Raw genomic sequence first — 25,060 nt, 5'->3', positions numbered from 1 at the left:
CCGTCACTCCCCTAGTCCTGGTTGGACAGCCAGACCGAGTAGAAGCTCGGTCGGCCGACGGCCTCGAAGTCGACGCCCTCGACGTACGGCGCGGCGCCGTACACCTGGGGCTCCTCGAACAGCGGGATGGCGTACCCCTGGTCGACCAGGTAGCGCTGGATCTCGCCGACCTTGGCGAGCCGGGCCTCGGGCTCGGCGAGCGCCGACTGCTCCTCCAGCAGCTGGTCGAGGGTGGCGTCGTTGGACAGCAGCGCGTCCCGGTTCTCGGTGTGGAACTGGCTCTTGATCACGTCCGGGTCCGCGCGCCCGACCATGGAGTGCACCAGCGGGGTCTTCTCCGGGTCGAGGATGTCGACGGCCATCGAGCCGGCGTCGGCGGGCTTGATCTGCAACTCCACGCCGATCTCGGACCACTGCTGGGCGACCAGCTCCAGGGTCTGCTTGGACAGCGGCTGGGCACCGGCGACGAAGACGCTGAGCGAGAGCCGCTCGCCGTCCTTGACCCGGATGCCGTCGGCGCCGCGGGTGGTCCAGCCCGCCTGGTCCAGCAGGGCGTTCGCCCGCTCCGGGTCGTATGCGAGCTCGGCGGAGAGGTCGACGTAGCCCTGGGCGAGGTGGCTGAGCACCGAGGTGGCGACGGGGTAGCTGTCGGTGAAGATGGTCTCGACGACCTCCCGGGCGTCCGTGCCGGCCTGGAGGGCCCGGCGCACGTCGACGTCGGCCAGGATGTGGTTGGCCGGGCGCAGGTACAGCCCGTTGTTCACCCCGCGGGTGGGCTCGGCGTACAGCTCGTATCCGGCGGCCTCGACGGTCGGCTCGTCGAACGCCTGCACGTAGCGGACGTAGTCGGCCTGTCCGGAGGTCAGCGCGCCGACCCGGACGCTGTCCTCGGGGGTGACGATGATCTCGATCCTGTCGAGGTAGGCGCGTCCCTGGTGCTCCGAGGAGGGCGGCGCCCAGTCGTAGTCCTCGCGGGCCACCAGGTCGATCTGCTTGTCGACGATGTGGTTGGCGACGGTGAACGGGCCGGAGCCGACCACGTTCTTCAGCTGGCACTGCTCCTCGTAGGGCAGGGCCAGGGTGGATGGCGCGACCAGGCCGGCGCCGATCACCGAGGTGCCCTGGAGGAAGCCGGGGGACGGCCGGTCGAAGTGGAACCGGACGGTGTTCTCGTCGACGACCTCGCTGTGGTCGTAGTTGTTGACGAACTCGGCCGGGGTGAGGCCCAGTTCCTCGTTGCCGAGGCCGTAGACGTCGAAGTTGGCGGCGACCGCGGCGGCGTCCAGCGGGGTGCCGTCGCTGAAGGTCACCCCGTCACGGATGTGGAAGGTGTACTCGGTGACCTCGTCGTTGATCTCCCAGGACTCCGCGATCCACGGCTCTATCTCCAGGGTGTCCGGGTTCTGCCAGGTCAGCTTGTCGGTGAGCTGGTTGAGCAGGCCGCCGTTCGGATAGAAGCCGGCGGCCGGCAGGTAGAGGCAGGTGGGCGCCTGGTATTCGAGGTAGGTGAGCGTGCCGCCGTAGACCGGTTCGCCGGCGGGTTCGTCGGCGCCGGTGCCGGCGGCCCCGCCGGAGCAGCCGGTGAGCAGGCCGGCCAGGGCGAGGGCGGCGGCGCCCGTTCTGAGGGCCGGGGCGGCGGCGAGCCTGTTCCCGGTTCTCTTCGCGCGGTTCACGGTGACTCCTGGGGTGCGTGGGGCTTGTGGTGCGTGAGGCTTGTGGTGCGTGGGGCTTGTGGTGCGTGCCGTACGGACGGGATCCGGAGGGGGATTCGGCCGGGGATCCGGACGGGGAGGGGCGGACGGCGGATCAGGTGAGGGTGACCGGGCCGTCCGCGCCCCGGACGACGGCGGTCAGCGCGGGGGCGTGGCCGCCGGTGACGTCGAGGCGCACGCCGAGCGCGGCCAGGTCGGCGCGCAGGGCGGCGGGGTCCGGGTGGATGGCGGAGAAGGAGAGCAGTTCGACGACCGGCAGGTCGCCGGACGCCGGGTGCCGGGTGGTGCCCCAGTCGATGAGGAACGGCACCAGGCCGTCGTGCGCCACGCGACTGGGGGTCAGCCGCCACTGAAGCAGGTCGCCCGCGGGGGTGCGCCGGCCCATCGGCACGGGGTCCCCCGGGTCGTAGCCCGAGTCACGGGCGGCGGTGATCGTCGCGTCGAGGTCGGCCGGGGCCACCGCCCAGGTGACCAGCCGCGGGGCCAGCAGCCGGTCCAGCCCGAAGGGCCGGGGGCCCTCCGGCTCGGTCTGCTCCGGGTCGGGCCCGATGATCTCCAGGTAGGCGGCGCCGCCGAGCCCGAGCAGGTAGTTGCGGGTGCCCTTGCCGACGTGCCGGCCGCCCTCCACCGGGCGGTGGCCGGTGGCCCGGTGCACGGCCTCCACGCCGGCCTGGAGGTCCGGCACGGCGTAGACCAGGTGGTCCAGCGTCGGCTCGATGGTCGCTGTCATGAATCAGTCACTCCTCGTCGCGGTGCGGTGCGAAGGTCGGTGGCCGTGGCCACGGCCGGGCGGGGCGGTGTCGTCGCACCGTCAGGCGGCGTCCAGGGCGGCGGTGTTGACCAGCGTCCCGCTGATCGTCTGCGGCCTGGTCAGCAGGTTGAGCACCGGGCACACCCGCTCCACCTCGGCGTGCAGGTGCTCCAGCTCGGCGGGGGTGGCCGGCGAGGAGAGCGTCACGGTGTACCGCAGGCCGTGCACCTCCACCGGCACGTCGGGGAACTCGGGCAGGCCGCCGCGCGGGTCGACCACGCCGTGCACCTCGACCTCCAGCGAGTCCAGGGGCACCTGGAGCTCGGCCGCCTTGATCAGGAAGATGTGGGTCAGGCAGCTGCCGAGGACGCCCAGCTGGGACTCCGGGGAGGTCGGGCCGAGGTCGTAGCCGGCGAAGTCCGCTGGGCTGTCGCTGATGAGCTGGAACTGCCGGATGCGGATCCGCCGGACGCCGCTGCGCCCCTCGGCGGTGACCCGGGCGGAGATCTCGTGGGCGGGGTAGCCCGCGGCCCTGGCCTGCTCGCGGCGGGCGAGGAGGGCGTCCCGCTTCTGGAGGAGGTACTCCCGCAAAGTGGACATGGTGGACGTTCCTTCCTGGGGGAACGAGCGGACTCCCGAGGCCGTCACGGGGGGGGCGGGCGCCGGACACGGGCGCCGGCGACGGCCGACGTCCCGGGCCGCCGATACCGGCCGGACCCGCCGGGGGCGTGCGCGGACGACGCCGGCAGGCGGTGCGGCGCGGGTGGCGGGCCCGGCCGCGGCGCGCACCGGAAGGCGACCGGTGGGCGTCGCGACGCCGAGGGGACTCAGAGAGCCTGAAGGGACGAGTGATTCAGAACGGGCAGGTGCGTCCGGAGGGACGCGTGTGCCGGAAGGGTCAGCCGCGACGACACGCGGCGGCGGAGACCAGCATCAGGTCCACGTGCAGCCGACGGGTCGCCAGGTCGGCGAAGCACTTCACCGGTGCCGGGCACATCCTGTTCACGTGGGCTCCTGACGTACGCGCTTGCCGGGTTCGTTCGAACACGGCCCGGTCGTCACCCGGGGCACCCCACCGCGTAGCGAGGGTTGCCGACCAGCGAGCCGGGGCTTGGCGCTGGTGCTCTTGACCTGCGGTGAAGCTAAACGACGGCCCGAGGCCGGGTCAACTGCGGGCCACATGGCGGACATCACCGTCCACCAGGTGGTCCACGCGCCGTTCGACGGCGCCCCGCCGGGGCCCGTGGCGGGCGCGTGCCGTCGGGCATGCCCACGCGGCAGGCGCGGGGGGCACTTCGATGATCGGATCATCGGATCGGAACGGCAGCGTTGCCATCGCGTCAATCTCGGACACAACCTGGCGCCAGCAGGGAAATGCACCGTTGACACGCCGACACGCCAGCCCATAGCTTGCAAGCGCTGCCATGGGCGGTGTCCGGGTTCGAGGGAGCGGCGCGGGAAGAGGTCGAGCCGCCGTCACCCCCGCGGCCGGCGCCCCATGACGGCCGGCGCGGCGGACGCTGAGCGCCGCGCCACCGGGCCCCACACATCCACTCCACGAGGATGCTCCGTGACCGACCAGTCCTCCCCCCGGCCCTCGAACCCCGACGCCAACTGGTGGCGGCAGGCCGTCGTCTACCAGGTCTACCCCCGCAGCTTCGCCGACTCCGACGGTGACGGCCTGGGTGACATCCCGGGCGTCACCTCCCGCCTGCCCTACCTCGCCGCGCTCGGCGTGGACGCGATCTGGCTCAGCCCCTTCTACCCCTCGGCCCTCGCCGACGGCGGGTACGACGTCGCCGACTACCGCGACGTCGACCCCCGCCTGGGCACCCTGGAGGACTTCGACGCCCTGGTCGACGGCGCCCACCGCCTCGGCATCAAGGTCATCGTCGACATCGTGCCGAACCACACCTCCGACGACCACGTCTGGTTCCGGGAGGCGCTGGCCGCGCCGCCCGGCTCACCCGCCCGCGAGCGCTACGTCTTCCGCGACGGCCGCGGCGAGCACGGCGAACTGCCGCCCACCGACTGGGTCTCCGTCTTCGGCGGCTCCGCCTGGGCCCGCGTCCCCGACGGCCAGTGGTACCTCCACCTGTTCGCCCCCGAGCAGCCCGACCTCAACTGGAACAACCCCGAGGTGCGGGAGGACTTCCTGACCACCCTGCGGTTCTGGTCCGACCGGGGCGTCGACGGCTTCCGCGTGGACGTCGCCCACGGCCTCGCCAAGGACCTCGCCGACCCCCTGCGCGACCTCGGCGAGGGCCACAGCCACGACATCGACGGCCGCTACGACGACGGCAGCCACCCGCTGTGGGACCGCGACGAGGTCCACGAGATCTTCCGCGAGTGGCGCGCGGTGTTCAACACCTACGACCCGCCCCGGGTCGCGGTCGCCGAGGCCTGGGTCCGCCACCAGCGCCGCGCCGCCTACTCCAGCCCCGACGGACTCGGCCAGGCCTTCAACTTCGAGTTCCTCCGCGCGCCCTTCTCCGCCCCCGCGCTGCGCTCGGTCATCGACCTGGAGCTCACCACCAGCCGACGGGCCGGCGCCTCCTCCACCTGGGTGCTGTCCAACCACGACGTCATCCGCCACGCCTCCCGCTACGCCCTCCCCGAGGGCACCGACCACAACGCCTGGCTGCTCAGCGGCGGCACCCGGCCGCCGGTCGACCACGAGCAGGGCCTGCGGCGGGCCCGCGCCATGACGCTGCTGATGCTCGCCCTGCCCGGCTCGTCCTACCTCTACCAGGGCGAGGAGCTCGGACTCCCCGAGGTCGCCGACCTGCCCCACGAGGTGCTCCAGGACCCGATGTGGGCCCGCACCGGCCACCGGCTCAAGGGCCGCGACGGCTGCCGCGTGCCGCTGCCCTGGACCACCACCGGCCCCTCCCACGGCTTCGGCGACGCCGCCGGCTGGCTGCCCCAGCCGCCGTTCTTCGGCGAACTGTCCGCGCAGGCGCAGGACGGCGTCGACGGCTCCACCCTGGAGTTCTACCGCGAGGCGCTGCGGCTGCGGCGCAAGCTCCTGCAGGACGAGGAGCTCACCTGGGTGAGCACCGAGCAGGATCCCGACGACGACCTCCTGCACTTCCAGCGCGCGGGCGGCTGGCACTGCGTCGCCAACCTGGGCACCGCGCCGCGCCCGCTGCCCCCGGGCGAGGTGCTGATCAGCAGCGCCCCGCTCGGCGACGGACGCGAGCTCCCCGCCGAGACCACCGTCTGGCTCCGCTCGCACTGAGCCCGCGCGGCGAGGGCGGGGGGCGAGGGCGGGCGGGACGGCACCGCCCGCCGGGCTCCCCGGCCCGGTGGCTACGCTTCGGACAGCCATCCGCCCGGGAGAGGAGACCCCATGCCCGTCTTCGCCGTCACCTACACCTACACCGACGACAGCGCGGGGCGGGACGAGCACCGCCCCGCGCACCGCGCCTACCTGGGCACGTTCGCCGAGAAGGGGATCCTGCTCTGCTCGGGCCCGTTCGCCGCCGGTGAGGCGCCGGGCGCGCTGCTGCTGATCGGCGCGGAGAGCAAGGAGGAGGCGCTGGCCGTGACGGAGGACGACCCGTTCCGCCGGCTCGGGCTGGTCACCGACGTCACCGTCCGCGAGTGGACCCCGGTGCTCGGCCGGCTCGCCCCGGAGATGACCGCGCCGCGGGCCTGACCCGGGGCGCGCGGACGACCGCGCGCCCGGCGCCGTGACCACCACGCGGGTCACGGCGCCGGGCGCGTCCGGGTCACCGCACGCTGCCCGCGGCCAGCCCGGTGCGCCACTGGCGCTGCAGCAGCACGAAGGCCAGCACCAGGGGGACGACGGCCAGCAGCGAACCGGTGATCACCAGCGGGTTGTACTGGGGGAACTGGCTCACCCGGGAGCTCCACTGGTAGATGCCCAGGGTCATCGGGAACAGCCGCGGGTCGGTGAGCATGACCAGCGGCAGGAAGAAGTTGTTCCAGATGCCGACGAACTGGAACAGCACGATGGTCACGGCGCCGGAGCGCATCATCGGCAGCCCGACGGTGAGGAAGGTGCGCAGCTCGCCGGCGCCGTCCATCCGGGCGGCCTCCAGGACCTCGTCCGGCACCGCCGACTCGGCGAAGGCGCGGGCGAGGTAGACGCCGAACGGGTTGGTGAGCAGCGGGATGAACACCGCCCAGAAGGTGTCCACGATGCGCAGCTGCGAGGCGAGCAGGTACAGCGGCAGGGCGAGCGCGGTGGTGGGGACGAGCACGCCGGTGAGGGTGGCGGCGAACAGCGCCCGCCGTCCGGGGAAGTCCAGCTTGGCGATGGCGTAGCCGCAGGCGGTGCAGATCAGCGCGCCGAGCAGGGCGCCGAGGCCGGCGTAGAGCAGGGAGTTGCGCACCCAGGCCAGGAAGACGCCGTCCTCCTCGGCGAACAGGTCGCCAAGGTTGGTCCACAGGTTCCAGTCCGCCAGCTCGAACGCGCCGGTGGTGGAGAAGTCGGCCATCGACTTGGTGGAGGAGTTGAACAGCCACACCAGCGGCAGCACGCTGTAGAGCGCGGCGAGCAGCAGCAGCGCGTGCACGGTGCCGGTGGAGGTCCAGCGCGAGCCGGGGCCGCGGCCGGGGCGGGCCGGCCCCCGGCGGCCGGGGACGGCGCGGGGCGCTTCGGTGGGGGTCGTCACGCTCATCGGGACCTCCGGGCGGACAGGCGCATGACGAGCGCGGAGAGCAGTGCGGAGGCGATCGCGAGCAGCAGCGAGGCGGCGGCGCCGCGTCCGTAGTCGTTGCTGATGAACACGGCCTCGTAGACGTAGAGGCTGGGGGTGTAGGTGCTGGTGACGGCGCCGGTGAAGGTGCGCAGCACCACCGGTTCGGTGAACAGCTGCAGTGAGCCGATCACGGTGAACACCAGGGCGACGAAGGCGCTGGAGCGGATCATCGGGATCTTGATGGACAGCGCCTGGCGGATCGGCCCGGCCCCGTCGGTCTGCGCGGCCTCCAGGACCTCCCGGGGGACGGCGCGCAGCGCCGTGTAGAAGATGATCATGTTGTAGCCCATCCACTGCCAGGTCGCCATGTTGACGATCGAGGACAGCACGCCGGAGCGGCCGAGCGGGTCGAAGGGCAGCACGGCGCTGAGCGGGCCGATGTTCGGGCTGTAGAGGTAGGCCCAGATCAGGCCGGCGATCACGCCGGGCACGGCGTAGGGCAGGAAGACCGCCAGCGACCACATCTGGCGCAGCCGCACGGTGGCCGAGTCCAGCAGCAGGGCCAGCAGCAGGGCGCCGCCGAGCATCAGCGGGATGTGCACCAGGGCGTAGAGGGCGACGTTGCCGAGGCTGGCCAGGAAGGCGCCGTCGCTCACCACCCGCCAGTAGTTCTCCAGGGCGACGAAGACCTGCCGTGGTCCGTCGAAGCCCAGGCCGGACAGCCGCTCGGTGAACAGGCTGAGGTAGAAGGCGTAGCCGATCGGGACCAGCACCGTGCCGATCAGCAGGAGCGCGAAGGGGGCGGCCAGGGCGAGGCCGGCGAGGCCGCGGCGGCGCCGGCGGCGGGGGGCGGGAGAGGCGGCGCCGGGGGCGGTCCGGCCTCCCGCCTGGGTACCGGGGGTCGGGGCGAGGACGGTCATGCCGCGTTCCCTTCGACGACCGCGAGTCCGCGTTCGCGCATGGTGGCCACGGCGGCGGACTGCACCCGCCGGACGGCGTCGGGCAGGGTGGTGTCGCCGGTGGGCACACCGCCGAAGGCGTCCACGACGGTGGAGAACAGGCCGAGGGCGTTGGGGCCCCAGGTCCACTCGGGGACGCGGGTGGCGGCCTCGTCCAGCACGTCGTACACCGGGTCGCCGAGGAAGTAGCCGCCGCGGTAGGACTCGCGGGCGACCTCGCGGTTGCTCAGGTAGGCGGGGAAGGGCGAGGTGAAGGTGGATCCGATGCGCGGCACGGCCGGGTCGGTGGACAGCCAGCGCAGGAACGTCAGCGCCGCCTCGGGCACCTCGCTCTCGGCGGAGATCCCGAAGGCGGTGCCGCCCTGCATCCCGTTGGCGGGCACGCCGTCCCAGGTGGGCATGGTGGTCACGGCCCAGCGGCCGGTGTCCTCGGGGATGGACTTGTTCAGCGTGCCGACGCTCCAGGAGGCGCCGAGCAGGCCCCACAGCCGGCCCTCGTGCATGCCGGCGATCCAGTCCTGGGTGCCGGTTCCGCCGGAGCGCACCAGGTCGCCGGCGATCATCTCCTGCCAGTACTGGGCGGTGCGCAGGGTGCCCTCGCCGGAGACGCCGACGTGCCAGGCGCCGTCGTGGATCCGCCACCAGGGGTCGCCGGCCTGCCAGGACATCCCGGCGAAGAACGAGCCGTCGTTGAGCGGGAAGGTGGTGATCCGGGCCGCCCGGTCCACCTCCCGCACGGCCTCGGCCGCGCCCCGGAACTCCTCCCAGGTGGCGGGCACCGCGATGCCGTGGCGGTCGAAGAGGTCCTTGCGGTAGTAGAGGGCCATCGGGGCGAGGTCCATCGGGATCCCCCAGGTGCGGCCGTCGGGCCGCACCGCCCGCCAGGCGGCCGGTGAGTAGCCGTCGGCCAGGTCGGCCAGGTCGTCGGTGAGGTCGCGCAGGCCACCGGTCAGCAGGATCTGCGGCAGGCCCTGGTACTCCACGTGCAGGATGTCCGGCGCGTTGTGGGCGCGGATGGCGTTGGTCTGCTGGGCGTACCCGCCGGACAGTCCGGCCGCGATCACGGACAGTTCGACCCGCACGTCGGACTGCGACTCGTTGAACGCGGCGACGTAGCGGTCCATGCCGGTCAGCCACGACCAGATGCGGACGGTGACGGGGCGGGAGGCGGAGGCCGGTCGGGCGCAGCCGGTCAGGGCGCCGGTGAGCAGCGCGGCGGCCGAGGCGCCGGCGGTGGCGCGCAGCAGTGCGCGGCGGGACGGGCGGGCCGCTCGCCCGTCCGGGTCGCGGCTCGCGCCGGGACCGCTGACTGATGTGCGAAGCACGTGTGTTTCCTCCTGAGCGGGTGGTGTCCGTCACTCCAACCTGTGCCATAGTTCGAAGTCAACAACTCTGAAGGAATTCGATCAGAAACGATCAGGAGCGAAAGTGGTGTGGAGTCATCCGGTTCCCGGCCCAGGCACGCCGCGCGCCCGGCTCGGCCGCCCGCCGCACGCCACCGGGCCGCGGGACCCGCTGGTCACGGCGGTGCGCGCGACCGGCCCCACCCCACCCGACGACGTGCCCGCCCCCACGCGGGCCAGGACGGAGCACGCCCGATGACCCTGGCCTCCCAACGGCAGCAGATCATCCTCGCCGCGGTACGCCAGCACGGCACCGTGCGCCTGGCCGACCTGGTGGAACAGCTCGGCGTCACCGCCGTGACGGTGCGCCGCGACGTCACCGCCCTGGCCGACCGCGGACTCGTCCGCCGGGTGCACGGCGGCATCACCCTGCCCTACCGCGGCGGCCCCGCCGACCCGACCGAGGGCCACCGCTCCCCCTTCGGGCCGGTACCGGGCGGGGCGCTGGTCGGCATGGTCGTCCCCTCGGTGGACTACTACTGGCCCTCGGTGATCCAGGGCGCGCAGACCACCGTGTCCGCCGCCGGCGGCCGACTGGTGCTGCGCCCCTCCAGCTACGACCCCGCCGAGGACCGCCGGCAGGTCTCCAAGCTGCTCGAACGCGGCGTGCGCACCCTCCTGGTGGCGCCCACCACCACCGGCCAGGCCGGGGTGGAGCTGCTGCGCTGGCTCGGCGCGCTCTCCGTGCCGGTGGTGCTGGTGGAACGCCTCCCGCCCGCCGAGCTGCCGACCCTGGCCCTGGACGCGGCGACCACCGCGCACGCCCTCGGCGCCGGGCTCGCCGTCCGCCACCTGGTCACCCAGGGACACCGCCGGATCGCCCTGATCACCTCGCGGTCCAGCCCCACCAGCGTCGCCCTGCGCTCCGGCTGGCGGGAGACCGTCACCTCGCTCGACCTGCCCAGCCACGAACAGCTGGACATCGACGTGCCCAGCTACGGCGCGCCGGGCTGGGCCGCCGCCTACGACGCGGTGCTGCGCCGCTGCGGGCGGCTCGGCGTGCGGGCCATGCTGGTGCACTCCGACCGCGAGGCGATCGGCATGGTCGAGCGCGCCCGGGACTGCGGCCTCGGCGTGCCCGGCGACCTGGCCGTGGTCACCTACGACGACGAGGTCGCGGCCGCCTCCGACCCGCCGCTCACCGCCGTGCGCCCGCAGAAGCGCCGGCTCGGCGCGCTCGCCGCCGAACTCGCGCTGGCCCGGCTCGCCGACGGCTCCGAGCGGCCCGTGCACCGGGTGCAGCTCTGGCCGACGCTGGCGGTGCGGGAATCGTGTGGGGGTGGATGATTTCTGGCTTGATTCGCGGTGTTGGTGTGCCCGGGTGACCTGAGGGCCCGGGTCCCGGGGGCCGGGGCCCGAGGGTCTGGAGGGTGCGGGGGCGGGGGTCGTTGGTGGCCTCGGGGGGTCGGTGGGGGGCCGTAGAATCCAGCAATGGCCACCGACACACACGGCCCCGTCGCGCGCGACACGTCGGAGGTGTTGCGCCGCGTCTTCGGCTACGACTCCTTCCGCGAGGGCCAGGGGGAGATCATCGACCACGTGGCCGCCGGCGGCGACGCCCTGGTGCTGATGCCGACCGGCGGCGGCAAGTCGCTGTGCTACCAGATCCCGGCGCTGGTGCGGGACGGCGTCGGCGTGGTGATCTCCCCGCTGATCGCGCTCATGCAGGACCAGGTCGACGCGCTGCGCGCGGTCGGGGTCCGGGCCGGGTTCCTCAACTCCACCCAGGACCCGGACGAGCGCCGCACCGTGGAGGCGACCTTCCTCGCCGGTGAGCTGGACCTGCTCTACCTGGCGCCGGAGCGGCTGCGGCTGGAGTCGACGGCGCGCCTGCTGGACCGGGGCCGAATCTCGCTGTTCGCGATCGACGAGGCGCACTGCGTGGCGCAGTGGGGCCACGACTTCCGGCCGGACTACCTCGCCCTGTCCGCCCTGCACGAGCGCTGGCCGAGCGTGCCGCGGATCGCGCTGACCGCGACCGCCACCCCGGCCACCCACGCCGAGATCGCCTCGCGGCTGAACCTGGAGGACGCCCGGCACTTCGTGGCGAGCTTCGACCGCCCGAACATCCAGTACCGGATCGTCCCCAAGCAGGAGCCCAAGCGCCAGCTGCTGGAGCTGCTGCGGACCGAGCACGCCGGGGACGCGGGGATCGTCTACTGCCTGTCCCGCTCCTCGGTGGAGAAGACGGCAGCCTTCCTGGTGGAGCACGGCGTCGAGGCGCTGCCGTACCACGCCGGGCTGGACGCGGGCGTCCGGGCGGCCAACCAGGCGCGCTTCCTGCGGGAGGACGGCCTGGTGATGGTGGCCACCATCGCCTTCGGCATGGGCATCGACAAGCCGGACGTCCGCTTCGTCGCCCACCTGGACCTGCCCAAGTCCGTGGAGGGCTACTACCAGGAGACCGGGCGGGCCGGCCGCGACGGCCTGCCGTCGACCGCCTGGCTGGCCTACGGCCTGCAGGACGTCGTCCAGCAGCGGAAGATGATCGAGTCCTCGGAGGGGGACGACGCGCACCGCCGCCGCCTGGCGACCCACCTCGACGCGATGCTCGCCCTGTGCGAGACCGTCGAGTGCCGCCGGGTGCGGCTGCTCGCCTACTTCGGTCAGCACGGCGAGCCCTGCGGCAACTGCGACACCTGCCTCACCCCGCCGACCACCTGGGACGGCACGATCGCCGCGCAGAAGCTGCTGTCGACGGTGTACCGGCTGCAGCACGAGCGGCGGCAGAAGTTCGGCGCCGGGCACCTCATCGACATCCTGCTGGGCCGCAGGACGGCCAAGGTCATCCAGTTCGACCACGACACCCTCACCGTGTTCGGCGTCGGCCAGGAGCTCGGCGAGTCGGAGTGGCGGGCGGTGGTCCGGCAGCTGCTCGCGCTGGGCCTGCTCGCCGTCGAGGGGGACTACGGCACGCTGGTGCTGACCGAGGCGAGCGGCGAGGTGCTGGGGCGGCGGCGCGAGGTTCCGCTGCGCCGCGAGCCGGAGCGGGTGCGGCGCGGCGGCAAGGCGGCGGCCGGCGGGACCGGCGCTGGCGGGAGCACCACCGGGAAGGCCCGCCGCGAGGCGCCCGCGGACCTGTCGGAGGAGGCCGCCGCGGTGTTCCAGCGGCTGCGCGCCTGGCGGGCGAGCACCGCCAAGGAGCAGGGCGTGCCGGCGTACGTGGTCTTCCACGACGCGACGCTGCGGGCCATCGCCGACACCGCCCCCACCACCCTGGCCGAGCTCGGCCAGGTGGGCGGCGTCGGCGAGAACAAGCTGGCGAAGTACGGGCAGCAGATCCTGGACGTCCTCGCCCAGGCGGAGTGAGCCGGCCCCGCGCCCTCCCGGCCCGCCGTCGGCGGAACCGGGAGGGCGCGGTCTTCCCCGCGCGAGGCATTGACATGGACTCAGCAGGTTTCTACGCTCCGGCTTGAGAACGTTTTCAAAAAAGCCTCAAAAGCGCTTCGACCCTCCCAAAGCGCATCGCTGGTCGCCGTCCCGCCGCCGCCCGTCACCCCGTCCTCCCCAGGAGGTCCCCCGTGTCACCTCATGCGCCCGGATCCCGGCCGCGCCGACGGCGACTGCCGTCCGTCCTGGCCACCGTGCTGCTCGCGCTGGCCACCGGCGCCGGCGTGCTCGCGCCGGCCGCCCCGGCCCAGGCCGCCACCGTCACGGTCGGCGCCGGCAGCTACACCACCGACGTGCCCACCGGCGTCGGCCCGGCCAACTCGGACGGCCGGGCCGTGGCCCCCAAGGTGGTCCCCGGCGTCACCGAGCCCGTGCCCACCAACGACTGGTGGTCCTCGCTCGCCTTCCAGCGCTACGCCGGCAACCCCTACTCGGAGAACCTGTACCCCCACCCGCTGGCCGCCAAGGCGGTGGCCTCCGGGCTGGAGATCAGCTACCCGACCCAGCACCAGATCGTCGGCGACGGCCGGCAGTACGAGTTCCCGCACGCCCGGGACCTCACCCTCGGCGTGCCGGGGCTGAACTCCCCGGACACCCGGGTGGCGGACTGGTCGGACTGGACGGTCACCGCGCAGTGGGCCGACGGCGCCCGCACCTTCCGGGCCACCCTGGGCCACGGCCTGCCGTTCGTCTACGCCGACACCGCCGGGGCCGCCGCCCAGGTCTCCTTCGTCGCCACCCCGACCGTCTGGGCCGACAACGGCAACGTGCTCGGCATCACCGTGAACGGCCACCACTACGCCCTGTTCGCGCCCACCGGCGCCGACTGGACGCTGGCCGGCACGGTGGCCACCGCCCCGCTGGGCGGCCGTACGTACTACTCGGTGGCCGTCCTGCCGAACACCTCGGCGCTCGCCGCCTACCAGCGCTACGCCTACTCCTTCGTCACCGACACCCGGGTCTCCTGGGACTACGACGAGGCCGCCGGCCGGCTGCGCACCACCTACGCGGTCACCACCCAGCCCCGCGAGGGAACCACCACCGGCACCATGATGGCGCTCTACCGCCACCAGTGGCTGGTCGCCGACCAGACGCCGACCGCCCACAGCTACGTCTCCCCGCGCGGCACCATGCGGGTGGTCGCGGGCAGCTCCTTCAGCACCACCCAGCGGGTCCCCGGGGTGCTCCCGAACATGCCGCTGACCAGCGGCCACGACACCGCGCGGCTGCGCGAGCTGGTACGCCAGGTGGCGACCGGCGCGCCCTTCCCGAACGCCCCGGACACCTACTGGAGCGGCAAGGACCTCGGCCGCCTGGCGCAGGTGGTGCCGATCGCCGACCAGCTCGGCGACACGGCCAGCCGGGACACCCTGCTCGGGCACCTGAAGTCGCGGCTGGAGGAGTGGTTCACCGCCGGCGGCAGCGCCCAGTTCTCCTACAACGCGACCTGGGACACCCTGATCGGCTACCCGGCCAGCTACGGCAGCGACGCCGAGCTGAACGACCACCACTTCCACTACGGCTACTTCGTGATGGCCGCGGCCACCGTGGCCCGCTACGACGCCGCCTGGGCCGCCGAGAGCCGGTGGGGCGGCATGCTGGAGATGCTGGTCCGCGACGCCAACAACCCCCGCCGCGACGACCCGCTCTTCCCGTTCCTGCGCGGCTTCGACCCCTACGCCGGCCACGGCTGGGCCTCCGGCCACCAGGGCTTCGCCGCCGGCAACAACCAGGAGTCCTCCTCCGAGTCCATCAACTTCTCCGCCGGACTGGTGCTGTGGGGCGAGGCCACCGGCGACACCCAGCTGCGCGACCTCGGCGTCTACCTGCTCACCACCGAGTCGGCGGCCATCGGCCAGTACTGGTGGGACGTCGACGAGCAGGTCTTCCCGGCGAACTACGGCCACGGCACCGTCGGCATGGTCTGGGGCAACGGCGCCGCCTACTCGACCTGGTGGACCGCCAACCCCGAGGAGATCCACGGCATCAACGTGCTGCCGATCACCGGCGGTTCCCTGCACCTGGGCGCCTTCCAGGCGGACATCCGGGCCAACATCGCCGAGATGGAGGCGGCCAACGGTGGGCCGGCCGTGGAGTGGCGGGACATCCTGTGGGAGTTCCAGGCGGTCGGCGACCCGGCCCGCGCCCGGGCCGCGTGGGAGGCCGGCTGGCAGTCCTACACGCCGGAGCAGGGCGAGTCCAAGGCGCACACCGACTCGTGGATCGTCGCCCTGGACACCATGGGCGCCCCGGACCCCTCGGTGACCGCCTCGATCCCCACCGCCGCGGCCTTCACCAAGAACGGCACCCGCACCTACGTGGCGCACAACTTCTCCGGCTCCGCGATCACGGTGGCCTTCTCCGACGGCCGCACCCTCGCCGTCCCGGCGCGCTCCACCGCCAGCAGCGCCGGCACCACCGACCCCGGCCAGCCGGGCACCGGCGCGGGCCCGTTCTACCTGGGCGGCGGCGGGGCCCTGACCACCACGGCCGGCGCGGCGGGCACCGCCACCATCCCGGCCGGCGACGGCAGCACCTCGGACGGCACGCCGCGCAACCCGCTGGTGTACGAGGCCCGCGGCGTCACCGCCACGCTGACCGCCGGAGCGAGCACCGCCTTCCAGTTCCTGGTGGACGCCGGGACCACCGTCGGCCTGGCCCCGCAGGTCCGGGTCTCCTACGACCTCACCGGCAACGGCTCCTTCGAGCGGGTGGAGACCTACCGCTACTTCGCCACCGACCCGGTGGTCGGCGCGGAGCGGTACACCCAGGCCGTCGGCCTGCACAGCTCCAGCGGGAGCCTGGGCAACCTCAGCGGCGGCACGGTGCGGCTGGAGATCTGGAACGCGCTGGGCAGCCGGCCCAGCACGGTCGGCACCGGGGCCGGGGCCACCGCGCAGCAGACCTCCTCGCTCACCATCCCGTTCCACTGATCCACAACGCGCACCCCCCGGCGTGGCCCGGGTCCGGCACCGACCGTCCGGACCCGGGCCACGCCCGTGGTGCGCCCGCGCCGCGTGTTGCCGGCGGGGGTCCGGGAGGTCTCGTTTGGTCGACGCCACGGCATCTTTGGTCCAGACCATTGACCAGTGGTCTGGACCACTCCTACGCTCCAAAACGACCGCGGTGGGCGGCGAGGGACGCACCTGCCCACCCGGCGGAGCAGGTTGCCCGCACGTCAGAACCTCACTCGGGGAGCCCCCTTGAGAACTGGCACATCAGGATCCGGCAGATCAGGATCCGGCACGTCGAGAACCGGCGCGCCAGGACGCACCAGAACGCGGCGCGTGATCAGCGCCGTCCTCACCGCACTGCTGCTGCCGATCGCCGCCGTCGTCGGCCTGGCCGCCCCGGCCCAGGCCGCCACGGTGACCGCGACGTTCACCAAGACGCAGGACTGGGGAACGGGCTTCGGCGGCAGCTGGACCGTCAGGAACACCGGCACCACGGCGATCACGGGATGGACCCTGGAGTGGGACTTCCCCGCCGGCACCACGGTCGGCTCCTTCTGGGACGCCGCCATCACCCGCAGCGGTGACCACTACACCGCCCGGAACCTGAGCTGGAACGGCTCGCTCGCCCCGGGCGCCAGCACCACCTTCGGCTTCAACGGCACGGGCTCCGGCAGCCCGAGCAACTGCCGGATCAACGGGGCCGCCTGCGACGGCTCGACGCCGACCGACGCCCCGCCGTCCGCCCCGGGCACCCCGGTCGCCGGCGACGTCACCAACACCTCGGTCCGCCTGAGCTGGACCGCCGCCACCGACGACAGGGGCGTCAAGAACTACGACGTGCTGCGCGGCGGGACGCGGATCGCGACGGTCACCGGCACCAGCTACACCAACACCGGCCTGACCGCGGGCACCACCTACAGCTACACCGTGGTGGCCCGCGACACCGCCGACCAGACCGGTCCGGCGAGCGCGCCGGTCAGCGTGCGCACCACCGGCGGCGACGACGGGGGCGGCACGCCCGGCGACTACGTCAAGCTCGGCTACTTCACCAACTGGGGCGTCTACGGCCGCAACTACCACGTGAAGAACCTGGTCACCTCGGGCACCGCCGAGAAGATCACGCACATCAACTACGCCTTCGGCAACGTGCAGAACGGCCGCTGCACCATCGGCGACTCCTACGCCGACTACGAGCGCGCCTACACCGCCGACCTCAGCGTCGACGGCGTGGCCGACACCTGGGACCAGCCGCTGCGCGGCAACTTCAACCAGCTGCGCAAGCTCAAGGAGATGTACCCGGACATCAAGATCCTGTGGTCCTTCGGCGGATGGACCTGGTCCGGCGGCTTCACCCAGGCCGCCGCCAACCCGGAGGCCTTCGCCGAGTCCTGCTACCAGCTCGTCGAGGACCCGCGCTGGGCCGACGTCTTCGACGGCATCGACCTGGACTGGGAGTACCCCAACGCCTGCGGTCTGACCTGCGACACCTCCGGCCCGGCCGCCTTCCGCACCCTGGTGCAGGAGGTCCGTGAGCGGTTCGGCGCCGGCAACCTGGTCACCGCGGCCATCACCGCGGACGCCTCCGACGGCGGCAAGATCGACGCGGCCGACTACGGCGGCGCGGCGCAGTACCTCGACTGGTACAACGTGATGACCTACGACTACTTCGGCGCCTGGGCGGCGCAGGGCCCGACGGCCCCGCACTCGCCGCTCACCTCCTACAGCGGCATCCCGCAGGCCGGCTTCAACTCCGCCGACGCGATCGCCAAGCTGCGGGCCAAGGGCGTTCCGGCCGACAAGCTGCTGCTGGGCATCGGGTTCTACGGCCGCGGCTGGACCGGCGTCACCCAGTCCGCCCCGGGTGGCACGGCCACCGGCGCCGCGCCCGGCACCTACGAGGCGGGCATCGAGGACTACAAGGTCCTGAAGAACAGCTGCCCGGCCACCGGCACCGTCGCCGGCACGGCCTACGCGCACTGCGGCACCCAGTGGTGGAGCTACGACACGCCCAGCACCATCGCGTCCAAGATGGCCTGGGCCAAGGCCCAGGGCCTCGGCGGCGCCTTCTACTGGGAGTTCAGCGGTGACACCGCCAACGGCGAGCTGGCCACCGCGGTGAGCAACGGCCTGGGATAGTCCCCCGGTCGGTTGCCCGGACGCTCCCGCCCGGTACCGGTCCGGCGGCGGCACTCGCCGGACCGGTACCGCGGGCGGATGTGGATTCGCCACCGGGCCCCGTCGGCAGCCGGTGGCGAATCCCGTCTCGGAGGGTGGTCCCCGGCCGCGGCCGTCACCCTCGGCCGTCGGCCGGGGACCCGTCGGTTGGTCGGTCGCCGATCGGACGCTCGCCGATCGGCCGGTCGGCGGTCAGCCGGTCACCCGGCCAGCCGGTCACGTGGTCAGGCGGTCACGTGGTCAGGCGGTCGTGGCGGTGCAGGTGCCCAGGACGGGGGCCGACCAGTTGCCGTTCGCCATGACCGTGAAGCCGAAGCTCGTCGAGGCGCCGGCCGCCAGGGTCCCGTTGCCGCTGGGGCGCATCGTCATCACGTTGCCGCTGCTGTCCCAGGTGGGGGTGCCGTTCCAGGTGGCCGAGATCCGCTGCGGCGACTGCACCGTGACGGTCACCGTCCAGCCGCTGATCGGCGCGTTCCCGGCGCGCACGGTGACCTGCCCGTTGAAGCGGTCACCCCAGCGCTGGGTCTCGGTGTAGGTCACCGTGCAGGCGCCGGTCCCGGGGTTGCCGGGGTTGCCGCCGCTGGAGCCGCCGAGCGCGGTGAGCACCGCGTCGTAGGCCGGCTTCTTGTTGTAGTTGCCGTCGAACAGCAGCGGGGTGCCGCTGGCCCGCCAGGAGTACTTGTCGGTCACGCCCCACACCGTGATGCCGGTGCAGCGGGTCACGTTGAGGCAGGCCTGCACCACGCGGCGGTAGCTGTCGGCCTGCGCCGTGCCGGAGCCCTCGATGTCCAGCTCGGTGATCTGCACCTCGACGCCGAGGTCGGCGAACCGCTGGAGGTTCGCCTGGAAGTCGCTGGGCACCGGGGAGGCGCTGTTGAAGTGCGACTGGAAGCCCACGCAGTCGATCGGCACGCCCCGCGCCTTGAAGTCACGCACCATGTTGTAGACGGCGTTGCTCTTGGCGTTGATCCCGTCGGTGTTGTAGTCGTTGTAGCAGAGCTTGGCGTTCGGGTCGGCCGCGCGGGCGGCGCGGAACGCCTCCTCGATGAAGCCGTCGCCGAGCCGGTCCTGGAACGGCGAGCTGCGCCGGGCGCCGCTGTTGCCGTCGACGAAGGCCTCGTTCACCACGTCCCAGGAGTGGATCTGGCCCCGCCAGTGGCCCATCACCTGGTTGATGTGGTTGTTCATCGCCGCGCGCAGGTCGTTGGCGCCGAGGCCGCCGACCCAGCCGGGCAGCTGCGAGTGCCACACCAGGGTGTGGCCCCGCACCCGCATGCCCTGGGCGCGGGCGTGGCTGACGATGCGGTCCGCGGCCGCGAAGTTGAACGAGTTCCGTGAGGGTTCGAGCGCGTCCCACTTCATCTCGTTCTCCGGCGTCACGCTGTTGAACTCGCGGTTCAGCGTGGTGACGTAGCCGGACTCGCCGAGGTACTGGGCGGCGACCGCGGTGCCGAAGTACCGCCCCTGCTCGGCGGCGGCGGCGCCAAGCGTGCTGGCGGCGTTCGCCGGCCCGGCCATGGTGACGACGCCGGCCGCGGCGAGCACGCCGACCATGCCGGTGGTGAGCACCTGACGGACGCGTGATCTCCAGCGCGGACGTTCGTGTCCGCGGGAGGAGCCGTTGATCATCGCTTCCCCTTTTTCCAGAGGACCGGGCAGGGGCGCCGGCGGCGCCCCACCGGAACGGTGGCTGGGATGGACAACTCGCGGCCGTCACGGGCCGCGGCAGGGCCCGTGGAGCAGGGGGCGACCGCCGCGGCGCGGTGACGACTGATCGGAGTATGGACATGTCATGAGGGGGCGTCAACACTTGTTTCAAGAAACGTTTCCAAGGCCCTCTCCCGCACCTACCGCTGGGGACACCCAGCTGACCAGCGCAAATGCATCATCGTTCGAGCACAGTGGGAGCGCATCCACATCTTGCCCAGCGAATGTGTCAGAACCTTCCCGAAAGCTTTCCAGGGGCGGGCGCGGGGTGCTATCAAGGAGACGGCCGCACCTGCCCGGCGCCCGCCGGCCACCGGAGCGCCGGCGCTCGTCGCGTCCCGGAGCAATCGATCACTGGGGGCCCAAGTGTGCGTGGACCTTTCCGCGGTGCGATGGTGGTGGTGGGATGACGAGCACCGAGCAGACCGACCGGCTCCAGCGGCTGGCCGCCATGCTGGCCAACGCCACCAGCGTCCGGGACGTCGGCCGCGTGGCGGTCGCCGGCCTGCGTGAGCTGCTGGGGGCCGACCGGCTGGCCCTGGCGAAACTCGAGGCGGAACGGCTCGTGGTGATCGACCTCGATCCACCCGACCTCACCCACTGGCCCGGACCGTGGCGTTCCGCCTGGCAGGCCGACTGGGCCGACGTGCCGATCGCCAGCCTCCCCGAGCTCCGGGCCGCGCTCCGGGAGGGGCGGGTGCGACTGTGGCCCGACGGCACCGGGTCGCCCCCGGGCCTCACGGCGATCGGCCCGGCTGGTGTGGCCGTCCAGCCGCTCCCCGCCGAGGGGCGGACCGCCGGCGTGTGCCTGGTCGGCTGGGACCGACCGCCCGTCCCGGACCAGGCGCTGTCCTGGCTGACCGAGACCGCCCCGGTGGTGGGCCGCGCCCTGACCCGCGCCCACGCCTTCGACGCCCGGCACGAGCTCGCCACCATGCTCCAGCGCAGCCTGCTGCCGCGCACCCTGCCGACACTCTCCGGCGCGACGGCCGTCGCCCGCTACCTCCCCGCGACGGTGGGCCTGGAAGTCGGCGGGGACTGGTACGACGTGATCCCCCTGCCGGACAGCCACGTCGCGCTGGTCATCGGGGACGTGCAGGGCCACAACGCCGGCGCCGCGACGATCATGGGCCAGATCCGCACCGCGATCCGCGCCTACGCGGTGGAGGGCCACCCGCCCGACGTGGTGCTCTCGCACGCCAACCGCCTGCTCGTCGGCATGGAGACCGGCCTGTTCGCCACCTGCGCCTACGTCGACCTCGACATGGAGGAGGGCGGCGCCTGGCTGGTCCGGGCCGGACACCTGCCGCCGCTGCTGCGGCACCCGGACGGCAGCACCGAGGAGGTGGCCACCGACGGCGGCCCACCGCTGGGCGTGCTGGAGGACGCCGAGTTCCCCATGGCGGCGCTCGGCCTGGTGCCGGGTACCGTCCTCGCCCTCGTCACCGACGGCCTGGTGGAGTCATCGAAGCTCCCGCTGGAGGAGGGCGTGCGGCGGGCGCGCGAGGCGCTGGCCGCCGCCGACCCGGCCGACGCCGTGCGCACGGCCGACGCCCTGCTCGGCGGCGCCGGCCCGCGCGACGACGACGTGGCCCTGTTGCTGCTGCGCTACGACGGGATGAAGGTCCGGCCGATCCGGGCCAGCTCCACCGTGTGGCGGCTGCCCGACGCGGTCATGCACGCGCGCCGCTTCACCACCCGCACGCTGCGCTCCTGGGGCGTCGAGGACGAGGTGGACAGCGCGCTGCTGGTCGTCTCGGAACTGGTCACCAACGCCCTGGTGCACACCCAGGGCCCGGTGCGGCTGGACCTGGCGCTCACCGGCGACCGGCTGCGGGTGGCCGTCAGCGACTCCTCGCCGCGCACCCCGGTCAAGCCGGCGAGCCTGGACTGGGAGGCGACCGGCGGCCGCGGGATCCTGCTGGTCGAGGCTCTTTCGGACGCATGGGGTTCGGTCCCGCTCAGCGGTGGCAAGCAGGTGTGGGGGGAGATCGCCCTACCGGCACGGGAGCCCGCCGCCGAGGCCGCCGAGCCGGCGGGGGTGACGCGCACCGGAAGGAGGTGACCGCCGTGAGCAGCCGCCTGCGCGGCGCCGCCGCGCTCGTGGTCGCGGCCTCGACCGCCGTCGGCCTGTCCTCCTGCGCCGGGGCCGACGGGTCCACCGGCCCGGCCGGCGCTCCCGCGACGTCGCAGGAGCTGACCATCGGCCTGTTGCTCCCGGACACCCAGACCGCCCGCTACGACATGTTCGACCGCCCCCTGTTCGAGGAGGCCGTCGCGGAGCTGTGCGCCGGCTGCACGGTGGACTACGCCAACGCCCACAGCAGCGTGGAGACCCAGCAGCAGCAGGTCAACGCCATGATCACACAGGGCGTCGACGTGCTGGTGCTGGACGCGGTGGACACCGCCGCGCTGCGGTCCGCGGTGACCGACGCGGCGGAGGCGGGCATCCCCGTCGTCGCCTACGACCGGCTGGCCCTCGGGCCGGTCTCCGCCTACGTCAACTTCAACGCCCAGGAGATCGGCCGGATCCAGGGCGAGGGCCTCCTCGACGCCCTCGGCGAGCGGGCCCCGGGCGCCCAGATCGTGATGCTGAACAGCCCCCGCCCCACCTGGGCGCCCACCGACCGGGAGAAGGCGGCGCTGACCACCCTGGAGGAGGCCGGGGCGACGGTCGCCCGGTCGTACCCCATCGCCGACTGGCGGCCGGAGACCGCCTACGCCAGCATGAACGCGGCGATGGCCGACCTCGGCTCCTCGAACGTCGCCGGCGTGCTGGCCATCAACGACAGCATCGCCTCCGGCGCCATCGCCGCCCTCCAGGCCTCCGGGGCCGAGTCGCTGCCGCCCGTCGTCGGCCAGGACGCCGAGCTCTCGGCGGTGCAGCGGGTGATCGCCGGCACCCAGTACATGAGCGTCTACAAGCCCTACGAACTGGAGGCCGACGCGGCGGCCGAGATGGCCGTCGCCCTCGGCAACGGCGAGGACCTGGCCGGCGTCACCGAGCGGACGGCGGACTCCGCCACCCACCAGGACATCCCGGCCGTCCTGCTCGACCCGCTCCCGCTGACCCGCGACACCGTGGAGGAGACCGTCATCGCGGACGGCATGTACACCACCGACGAGATCTGCACCCCCGAGTTCGTCGCCGCCTGCGAGCGGGCCGGACTCCTCGACTGAAGGCCAGGCCTCCACCTGATCCGGCCCGGGGCCGGCCGCCGAAGGAGAACGAGATGGCTCTCCACTCGGACGCTCCCCTGCTCGCGCTGCGCGGCATCTCCAAGCGCTTCGGTGCCGTCCAGGCCCTCACCGACGTCGAGCTGGACATCAACGCCGGGGAGGTGGTGGCCCTGGTCGGGGACAACGGGGCCGGCAAGTCGACCCTGATCAAGGTGATCGCCGGCGTCGACCCGGCCGACGACGGGGTCATGCGCTGGGAGGGGCGCATCGTCCACATCAACCGCCCGCAGGACGCGCGGAACCTCGGGATCGCCACCGTCTACCAGGACCTCGCGCTCTGCGACAACCTCGACGTCGTCGGCAACGTCTTCCTCGGCCGCGAACTCGGCACGCTGCTCGCCCTGGACGAGGTCGAGATGGGGCGCCGCACCCACCGGCTGCTGAGCGAGCTCGCCCTGCACGTCCCCGACGTGCGCGCCCCCGTGGCCACCCTCTCCGGGGGCCAGCGGCAGACCGTCGCCATCGCCCGCTCGCTGCTCGGCGAGCCGAGGGTGCTCCTCCTCGACGAGCCCACCGCCGCCCTCGGCGTCACCCAGACCTCCCGCCTGCTCGACCTCATCGAGCGGCTGCGCGACCGCGGTCTCGGGGTGGTGCTGATCAGCCACCACATGGGCGACATCAAGGCCGTCGCGGACCGGGTCGCGGTGCTGCGCCTCGGCCGCAACAACGGCCTCTTCGACGTGAACACCACCTCCCAGGAACAGATCATCGCCTCGATCACCGGCGCCACGGACAACGCGGTCTCCACCCGCCGGGCGGACTCGGAGGAGGAGCTGTGAGCGGCACGACCGCCCCCCGGCGGACGCGCCCCGCCGGGACCGGCGCCGACCGCAGCGGCTCCGTGCTGGGCGCCCTCGACCGGCGCCTGCGCGCAGACCTGGGCCGGTACCTCAACGGTCCGGGGGGCGAATGGCGGGGCCGAGAGCTCGGAGCGGTGCCGGTCGTGCTCGGCCTGGTCGCGATGTGGGCCGTCTTCCAGATCCTCGACGACAACTTCCTCTCGCCACGCAACCTGTCCAACCTCAGCGTGGACATCGTCGGCACCGGCATGATCGCGGTCGGGGTCGTCTTCGTGCTGCTGCTCGGCGAGATCGACCTGTCGGTCGCCTCGGTCAGCGGCCTCGCCGCGGCCACCTTCGCCGTGCTCACCGTGTACCAGGGCGTGCCCGAATGGCTCGCGCTGATCGTGGCCGTGCTCACCGGCTCGGCCGCCGGGGCCCTGCACGGGTTCTTCTTCGCCCGGGTCGGCGTCCCGGCGTTCATGGTCACCCTGGCCGGACTGCTGGGGTGGAACGGCCTGATGCTCTACGTCCTCGGCGCGGTGGGCACCATCACCCTCCACAACCTGAGCCTGATCACCTCGCTGACCAGCCACTACTTCCCGGACGCCGCCGCCTACGCGTTGGCCGCCGTCAGCACCGCCGTGTTCTTCCTGGTCTCCCACCAGCAGCGGCGGCGCCGCGCCGCCGCCGGGACGCCGTCCGGACCGCTCGCCGGGATCGTGCTGCGCACCGCCCTGCTCGCGGTGGTCGCCTTCGCCGCCGCCCACACCCTCAACCGCTTCCGCGGCCTGCCGCTCGCCCTGCTGATCTTCCTCCTGGTGGTCGCCGGGCTGGACTACGTGCTGCGCCGCACCCCCTACGGACGCCGGGTCGCCGCACTCGGCGGCGGCGTGGAGGCCGCCCGCCGCGCCGGCATCAACCTGGTCACCATGCGGATCTCCGTGCTGGTGATCTCCGGGACCATGGCGGCGGTCGGCGGCCTGTTCCTGGCCTCCCGGGTCACCTCGGTGGGCCAGACCTCCGGAACCGGCATCCTCCTGCTCAACGTCATCGCCGCGGCCGTGATCGGCGGCACCAGCCTGTTCGGCGGACGCGGCCGGACGTGGTCCGCGCTGCTCGGCATCCTGGTGATCCAGTCGCTCGCCTCCGGGATGGCCCTGCTGGGCATCTCCAGCGCGGTGCAGCTCATGGTCACCGGCGCCGTGCTGCTGGGCGCCATGGTCCTGGACTCGCTCTCCCACCGCCGCCAACACCCCCGCGCCGCCACCTGACCCGACACCCGTCTACACCGCCTGCCCGTCGACCGTGCCGCCCCCA

General features: G+C 73.2%; 16 protein-coding genes, 1 pseudogene and 1 riboswitch. Of the genes and pseudogenes, 10 read left to right on the top strand and 7 right to left on the bottom strand.

Translation table 11 applies throughout. From position 1 onward, the window contains the following. Positions 1-11: 11 nt before the first annotated feature. The 3 genes from FHU37_RS21555 to FHU37_RS21545 form a co-directional block, all read right to left on the bottom strand. The gene (locus FHU37_RS21555) at positions 12-1,673 is read right to left on the bottom strand and encodes a TIGR04028 family ABC transporter substrate-binding protein (RefSeq protein WP_218904107.1); all 1,662 of its coding nucleotides are present in this window, start codon (positions 1,671-1,673) and stop codon (positions 12-14) included. A gap of 133 nt (positions 1,674-1,806) precedes the next feature. Beyond that, on the bottom strand, positions 1,807-2,442 hold the full coding sequence (locus FHU37_RS21550) for a VOC family protein (RefSeq protein WP_179815766.1): 636 nt from the start codon (positions 2,440-2,442) through the stop codon (positions 1,807-1,809). 81 nt (positions 2,443-2,523) lie between these two features. Continuing rightward, positions 2,524-3,063, bottom strand: coding sequence for an OsmC family protein (locus tag FHU37_RS21545; RefSeq protein WP_179815765.1), 540 nt, complete (start codon positions 3,061-3,063; stop codon positions 2,524-2,526). 418 nt (positions 3,064-3,481) lie between these two features. Then, positions 3,482-3,595: riboswitch (SAM riboswitch) on the bottom strand. A 438-nt stretch (positions 3,596-4,033) separates the two neighbouring features. On the opposite strand from FHU37_RS21545, the gene FHU37_RS21540 reads away from it, so the two are divergent. After that, positions 4,034-5,704 carry a glycoside hydrolase family 13 protein gene (locus FHU37_RS21540; protein WP_179815764.1) on the top strand — a complete coding sequence of 557 codons (1,671 nt, stop codon included), beginning with the start codon at positions 4,034-4,036 and terminating at the stop codon, positions 5,702-5,704. 111 nt (positions 5,705-5,815) lie between these two features. Next, positions 5,816-6,124 (top strand): YciI family protein, encoded by a 309-nt coding sequence (locus FHU37_RS21535; protein WP_179815763.1) that lies wholly within the window; start codon positions 5,816-5,818, stop codon positions 6,122-6,124. 73 nt (positions 6,125-6,197) lie between these two features. On the opposite strand, the gene FHU37_RS21530 is transcribed toward FHU37_RS21535, so the two are convergent. The 3 genes from FHU37_RS21530 to FHU37_RS21520 are packed head-to-tail and all read right to left on the bottom strand — an operon-like array spanning position 6,198 to position 9,417. After that, on the bottom strand, positions 6,198-7,112 hold the full coding sequence (locus FHU37_RS21530; RefSeq protein WP_179815762.1) for a carbohydrate ABC transporter permease: 915 nt from the start codon (positions 7,110-7,112) through the stop codon (positions 6,198-6,200). Then, positions 7,109-8,053 (bottom strand): carbohydrate ABC transporter permease, encoded by a 945-nt coding sequence (locus tag FHU37_RS21525; protein ID WP_179815761.1) that lies wholly within the window; start codon positions 8,051-8,053, stop codon positions 7,109-7,111. Before FHU37_RS21525 ends, FHU37_RS21530 begins: the two co-directional genes overlap by 4 nt. Further along, the gene (locus FHU37_RS21520) at positions 8,050-9,417 is read right to left on the bottom strand and encodes an ABC transporter substrate-binding protein (protein ID WP_179815760.1); all 1,368 of its coding nucleotides are present in this window, start codon (positions 9,415-9,417) and stop codon (positions 8,050-8,052) included. The genes FHU37_RS21525 and FHU37_RS21520 overlap by 4 nt, the downstream gene beginning before the upstream one ends. A 273-nt stretch (positions 9,418-9,690) precedes the next feature. Between FHU37_RS21520 and FHU37_RS21515 the strand changes: the two genes are divergently transcribed. From FHU37_RS21515 to FHU37_RS21500, 4 genes are all read left to right on the top strand, one after another. Beyond that, the gene (locus FHU37_RS21515; RefSeq protein WP_179815759.1) at positions 9,691-10,782 is read left to right on the top strand and encodes a substrate-binding domain-containing protein; all 1,092 of its coding nucleotides are present in this window, start codon (positions 9,691-9,693) and stop codon (positions 10,780-10,782) included. A gap of 144 nt (positions 10,783-10,926) precedes the next feature. Beyond that, positions 10,927-12,804 carry a DNA helicase RecQ gene (gene recQ, locus FHU37_RS21510; protein ID WP_179815758.1) on the top strand — a complete coding sequence of 626 codons (1,878 nt, stop codon included), beginning with the start codon at positions 10,927-10,929 and terminating at the stop codon, positions 12,802-12,804. A 212-nt stretch (positions 12,805-13,016) separates the two neighbouring features. Further along, complete coding sequence (locus tag FHU37_RS21505; protein WP_376773995.1) at positions 13,017-15,818, top strand: glycosyl hydrolase; 2,802 nt, start codon at positions 13,017-13,019, stop codon at positions 15,816-15,818. Positions 15,819-16,172: 354 nt separating this feature from the next. Then, on the top strand, positions 16,173-17,975 hold the full coding sequence (locus tag FHU37_RS21500; protein WP_312892706.1) for a glycoside hydrolase family 18 chitinase: 1,803 nt from the start codon (positions 16,173-16,175) through the stop codon (positions 17,973-17,975). 279 nt (positions 17,976-18,254) lie between these two features. Here FHU37_RS21500 and FHU37_RS21495 read toward each other — a convergent pair whose 3' ends face one another. Further along, positions 18,255-19,568, bottom strand: a complete 1,314-nt coding sequence (locus FHU37_RS21495) for a glycoside hydrolase family 10 protein (protein WP_246451172.1) — start codon at positions 19,566-19,568, stop codon at positions 18,255-18,257. A 565-nt stretch (positions 19,569-20,133) separates the two neighbouring features. Between FHU37_RS21495 and FHU37_RS21490 the strand changes: the two are divergent. The 4 genes and pseudogenes from FHU37_RS21490 to FHU37_RS21475 form a co-directional block, all read left to right on the top strand. Then, positions 20,134-21,786, top strand: a pseudogene (locus FHU37_RS21490) (ATP-binding SpoIIE family protein phosphatase); the annotation flags it as partial. Positions 21,787-21,791: 5 nt separating this feature from the next. Continuing rightward, entirely contained in the window at positions 21,792-22,901 is a 1,110-nt protein-coding gene (locus FHU37_RS21485; protein WP_179812182.1) for a sugar ABC transporter substrate-binding protein, read from the top strand. A gap of 53 nt (positions 22,902-22,954) precedes the next feature. After that, the gene (locus tag FHU37_RS21480) at positions 22,955-23,740 is read left to right on the top strand and encodes an ATP-binding cassette domain-containing protein (protein WP_179815754.1); all 786 of its coding nucleotides are present in this window, start codon (positions 22,955-22,957) and stop codon (positions 23,738-23,740) included. Further along, entirely contained in the window at positions 23,737-25,014 is a 1,278-nt protein-coding gene (locus tag FHU37_RS21475) for a sugar ABC transporter permease (RefSeq protein WP_376773993.1), read from the top strand. Before FHU37_RS21480 ends, FHU37_RS21475 begins: the two co-directional genes overlap by 4 nt. The last annotated feature ends 46 nt before the right edge of the window (positions 25,015-25,060 follow it).

This window comes from Allostreptomyces psammosilenae, assembly GCF_013407765.1.
Classification (GTDB): domain Bacteria; phylum Actinomycetota; class Actinomycetes; order Streptomycetales; family Streptomycetaceae; genus Allostreptomyces; species Allostreptomyces psammosilenae.
The sequence above is the reverse complement of the archived record's forward strand: the minus strand, read 5'-3'. Positions and strand labels throughout refer to the sequence as shown.

Excerpts from the sequence above, each read along its gene's own strand:
- FHU37_RS21550 (WP_179815766.1), bottom strand. The coding sequence starts at position 2,442 with ATGACAGCGACCATCGAGCCGACGCTGGACCACCTGGTCTACGCCGTG.
- FHU37_RS21545 (WP_179815765.1), bottom strand. The coding sequence starts at position 3,063 with ATGTCCACTTTGCGGGAGTACCTCCTCCAGAAGCGGGACGCCCTCCTC.
- FHU37_RS21535 (WP_179815763.1), top strand. The coding sequence starts at position 5,816 with ATGCCCGTCTTCGCCGTCACCTACACCTACACCGACGACAGCGCGGGG.
- FHU37_RS21530 (WP_179815762.1), bottom strand. The coding sequence starts at position 7,112 with ATGAGCGTGACGACCCCCACCGAAGCGCCCCGCGCCGTCCCCGGCCGC.
- FHU37_RS21525 (WP_179815761.1), bottom strand. The coding sequence starts at position 8,053 with ATGACCGTCCTCGCCCCGACCCCCGGTACCCAGGCGGGAGGCCGGACC.
- FHU37_RS21515 (WP_179815759.1), top strand. The coding sequence starts at position 9,691 with ATGACCCTGGCCTCCCAACGGCAGCAGATCATCCTCGCCGCGGTACGC.
- recQ (WP_179815758.1), top strand. The coding sequence starts at position 10,927 with ATGGCCACCGACACACACGGCCCCGTCGCGCGCGACACGTCGGAGGTG.
- FHU37_RS21495 (WP_246451172.1), bottom strand. The coding sequence starts at position 19,568 with ATGGTCGGCGTGCTCGCCGCGGCCGGCGTCGTCACCATGGCCGGGCCG.
- FHU37_RS21480 (WP_179815754.1), top strand. The coding sequence starts at position 22,955 with ATGGCTCTCCACTCGGACGCTCCCCTGCTCGCGCTGCGCGGCATCTCC.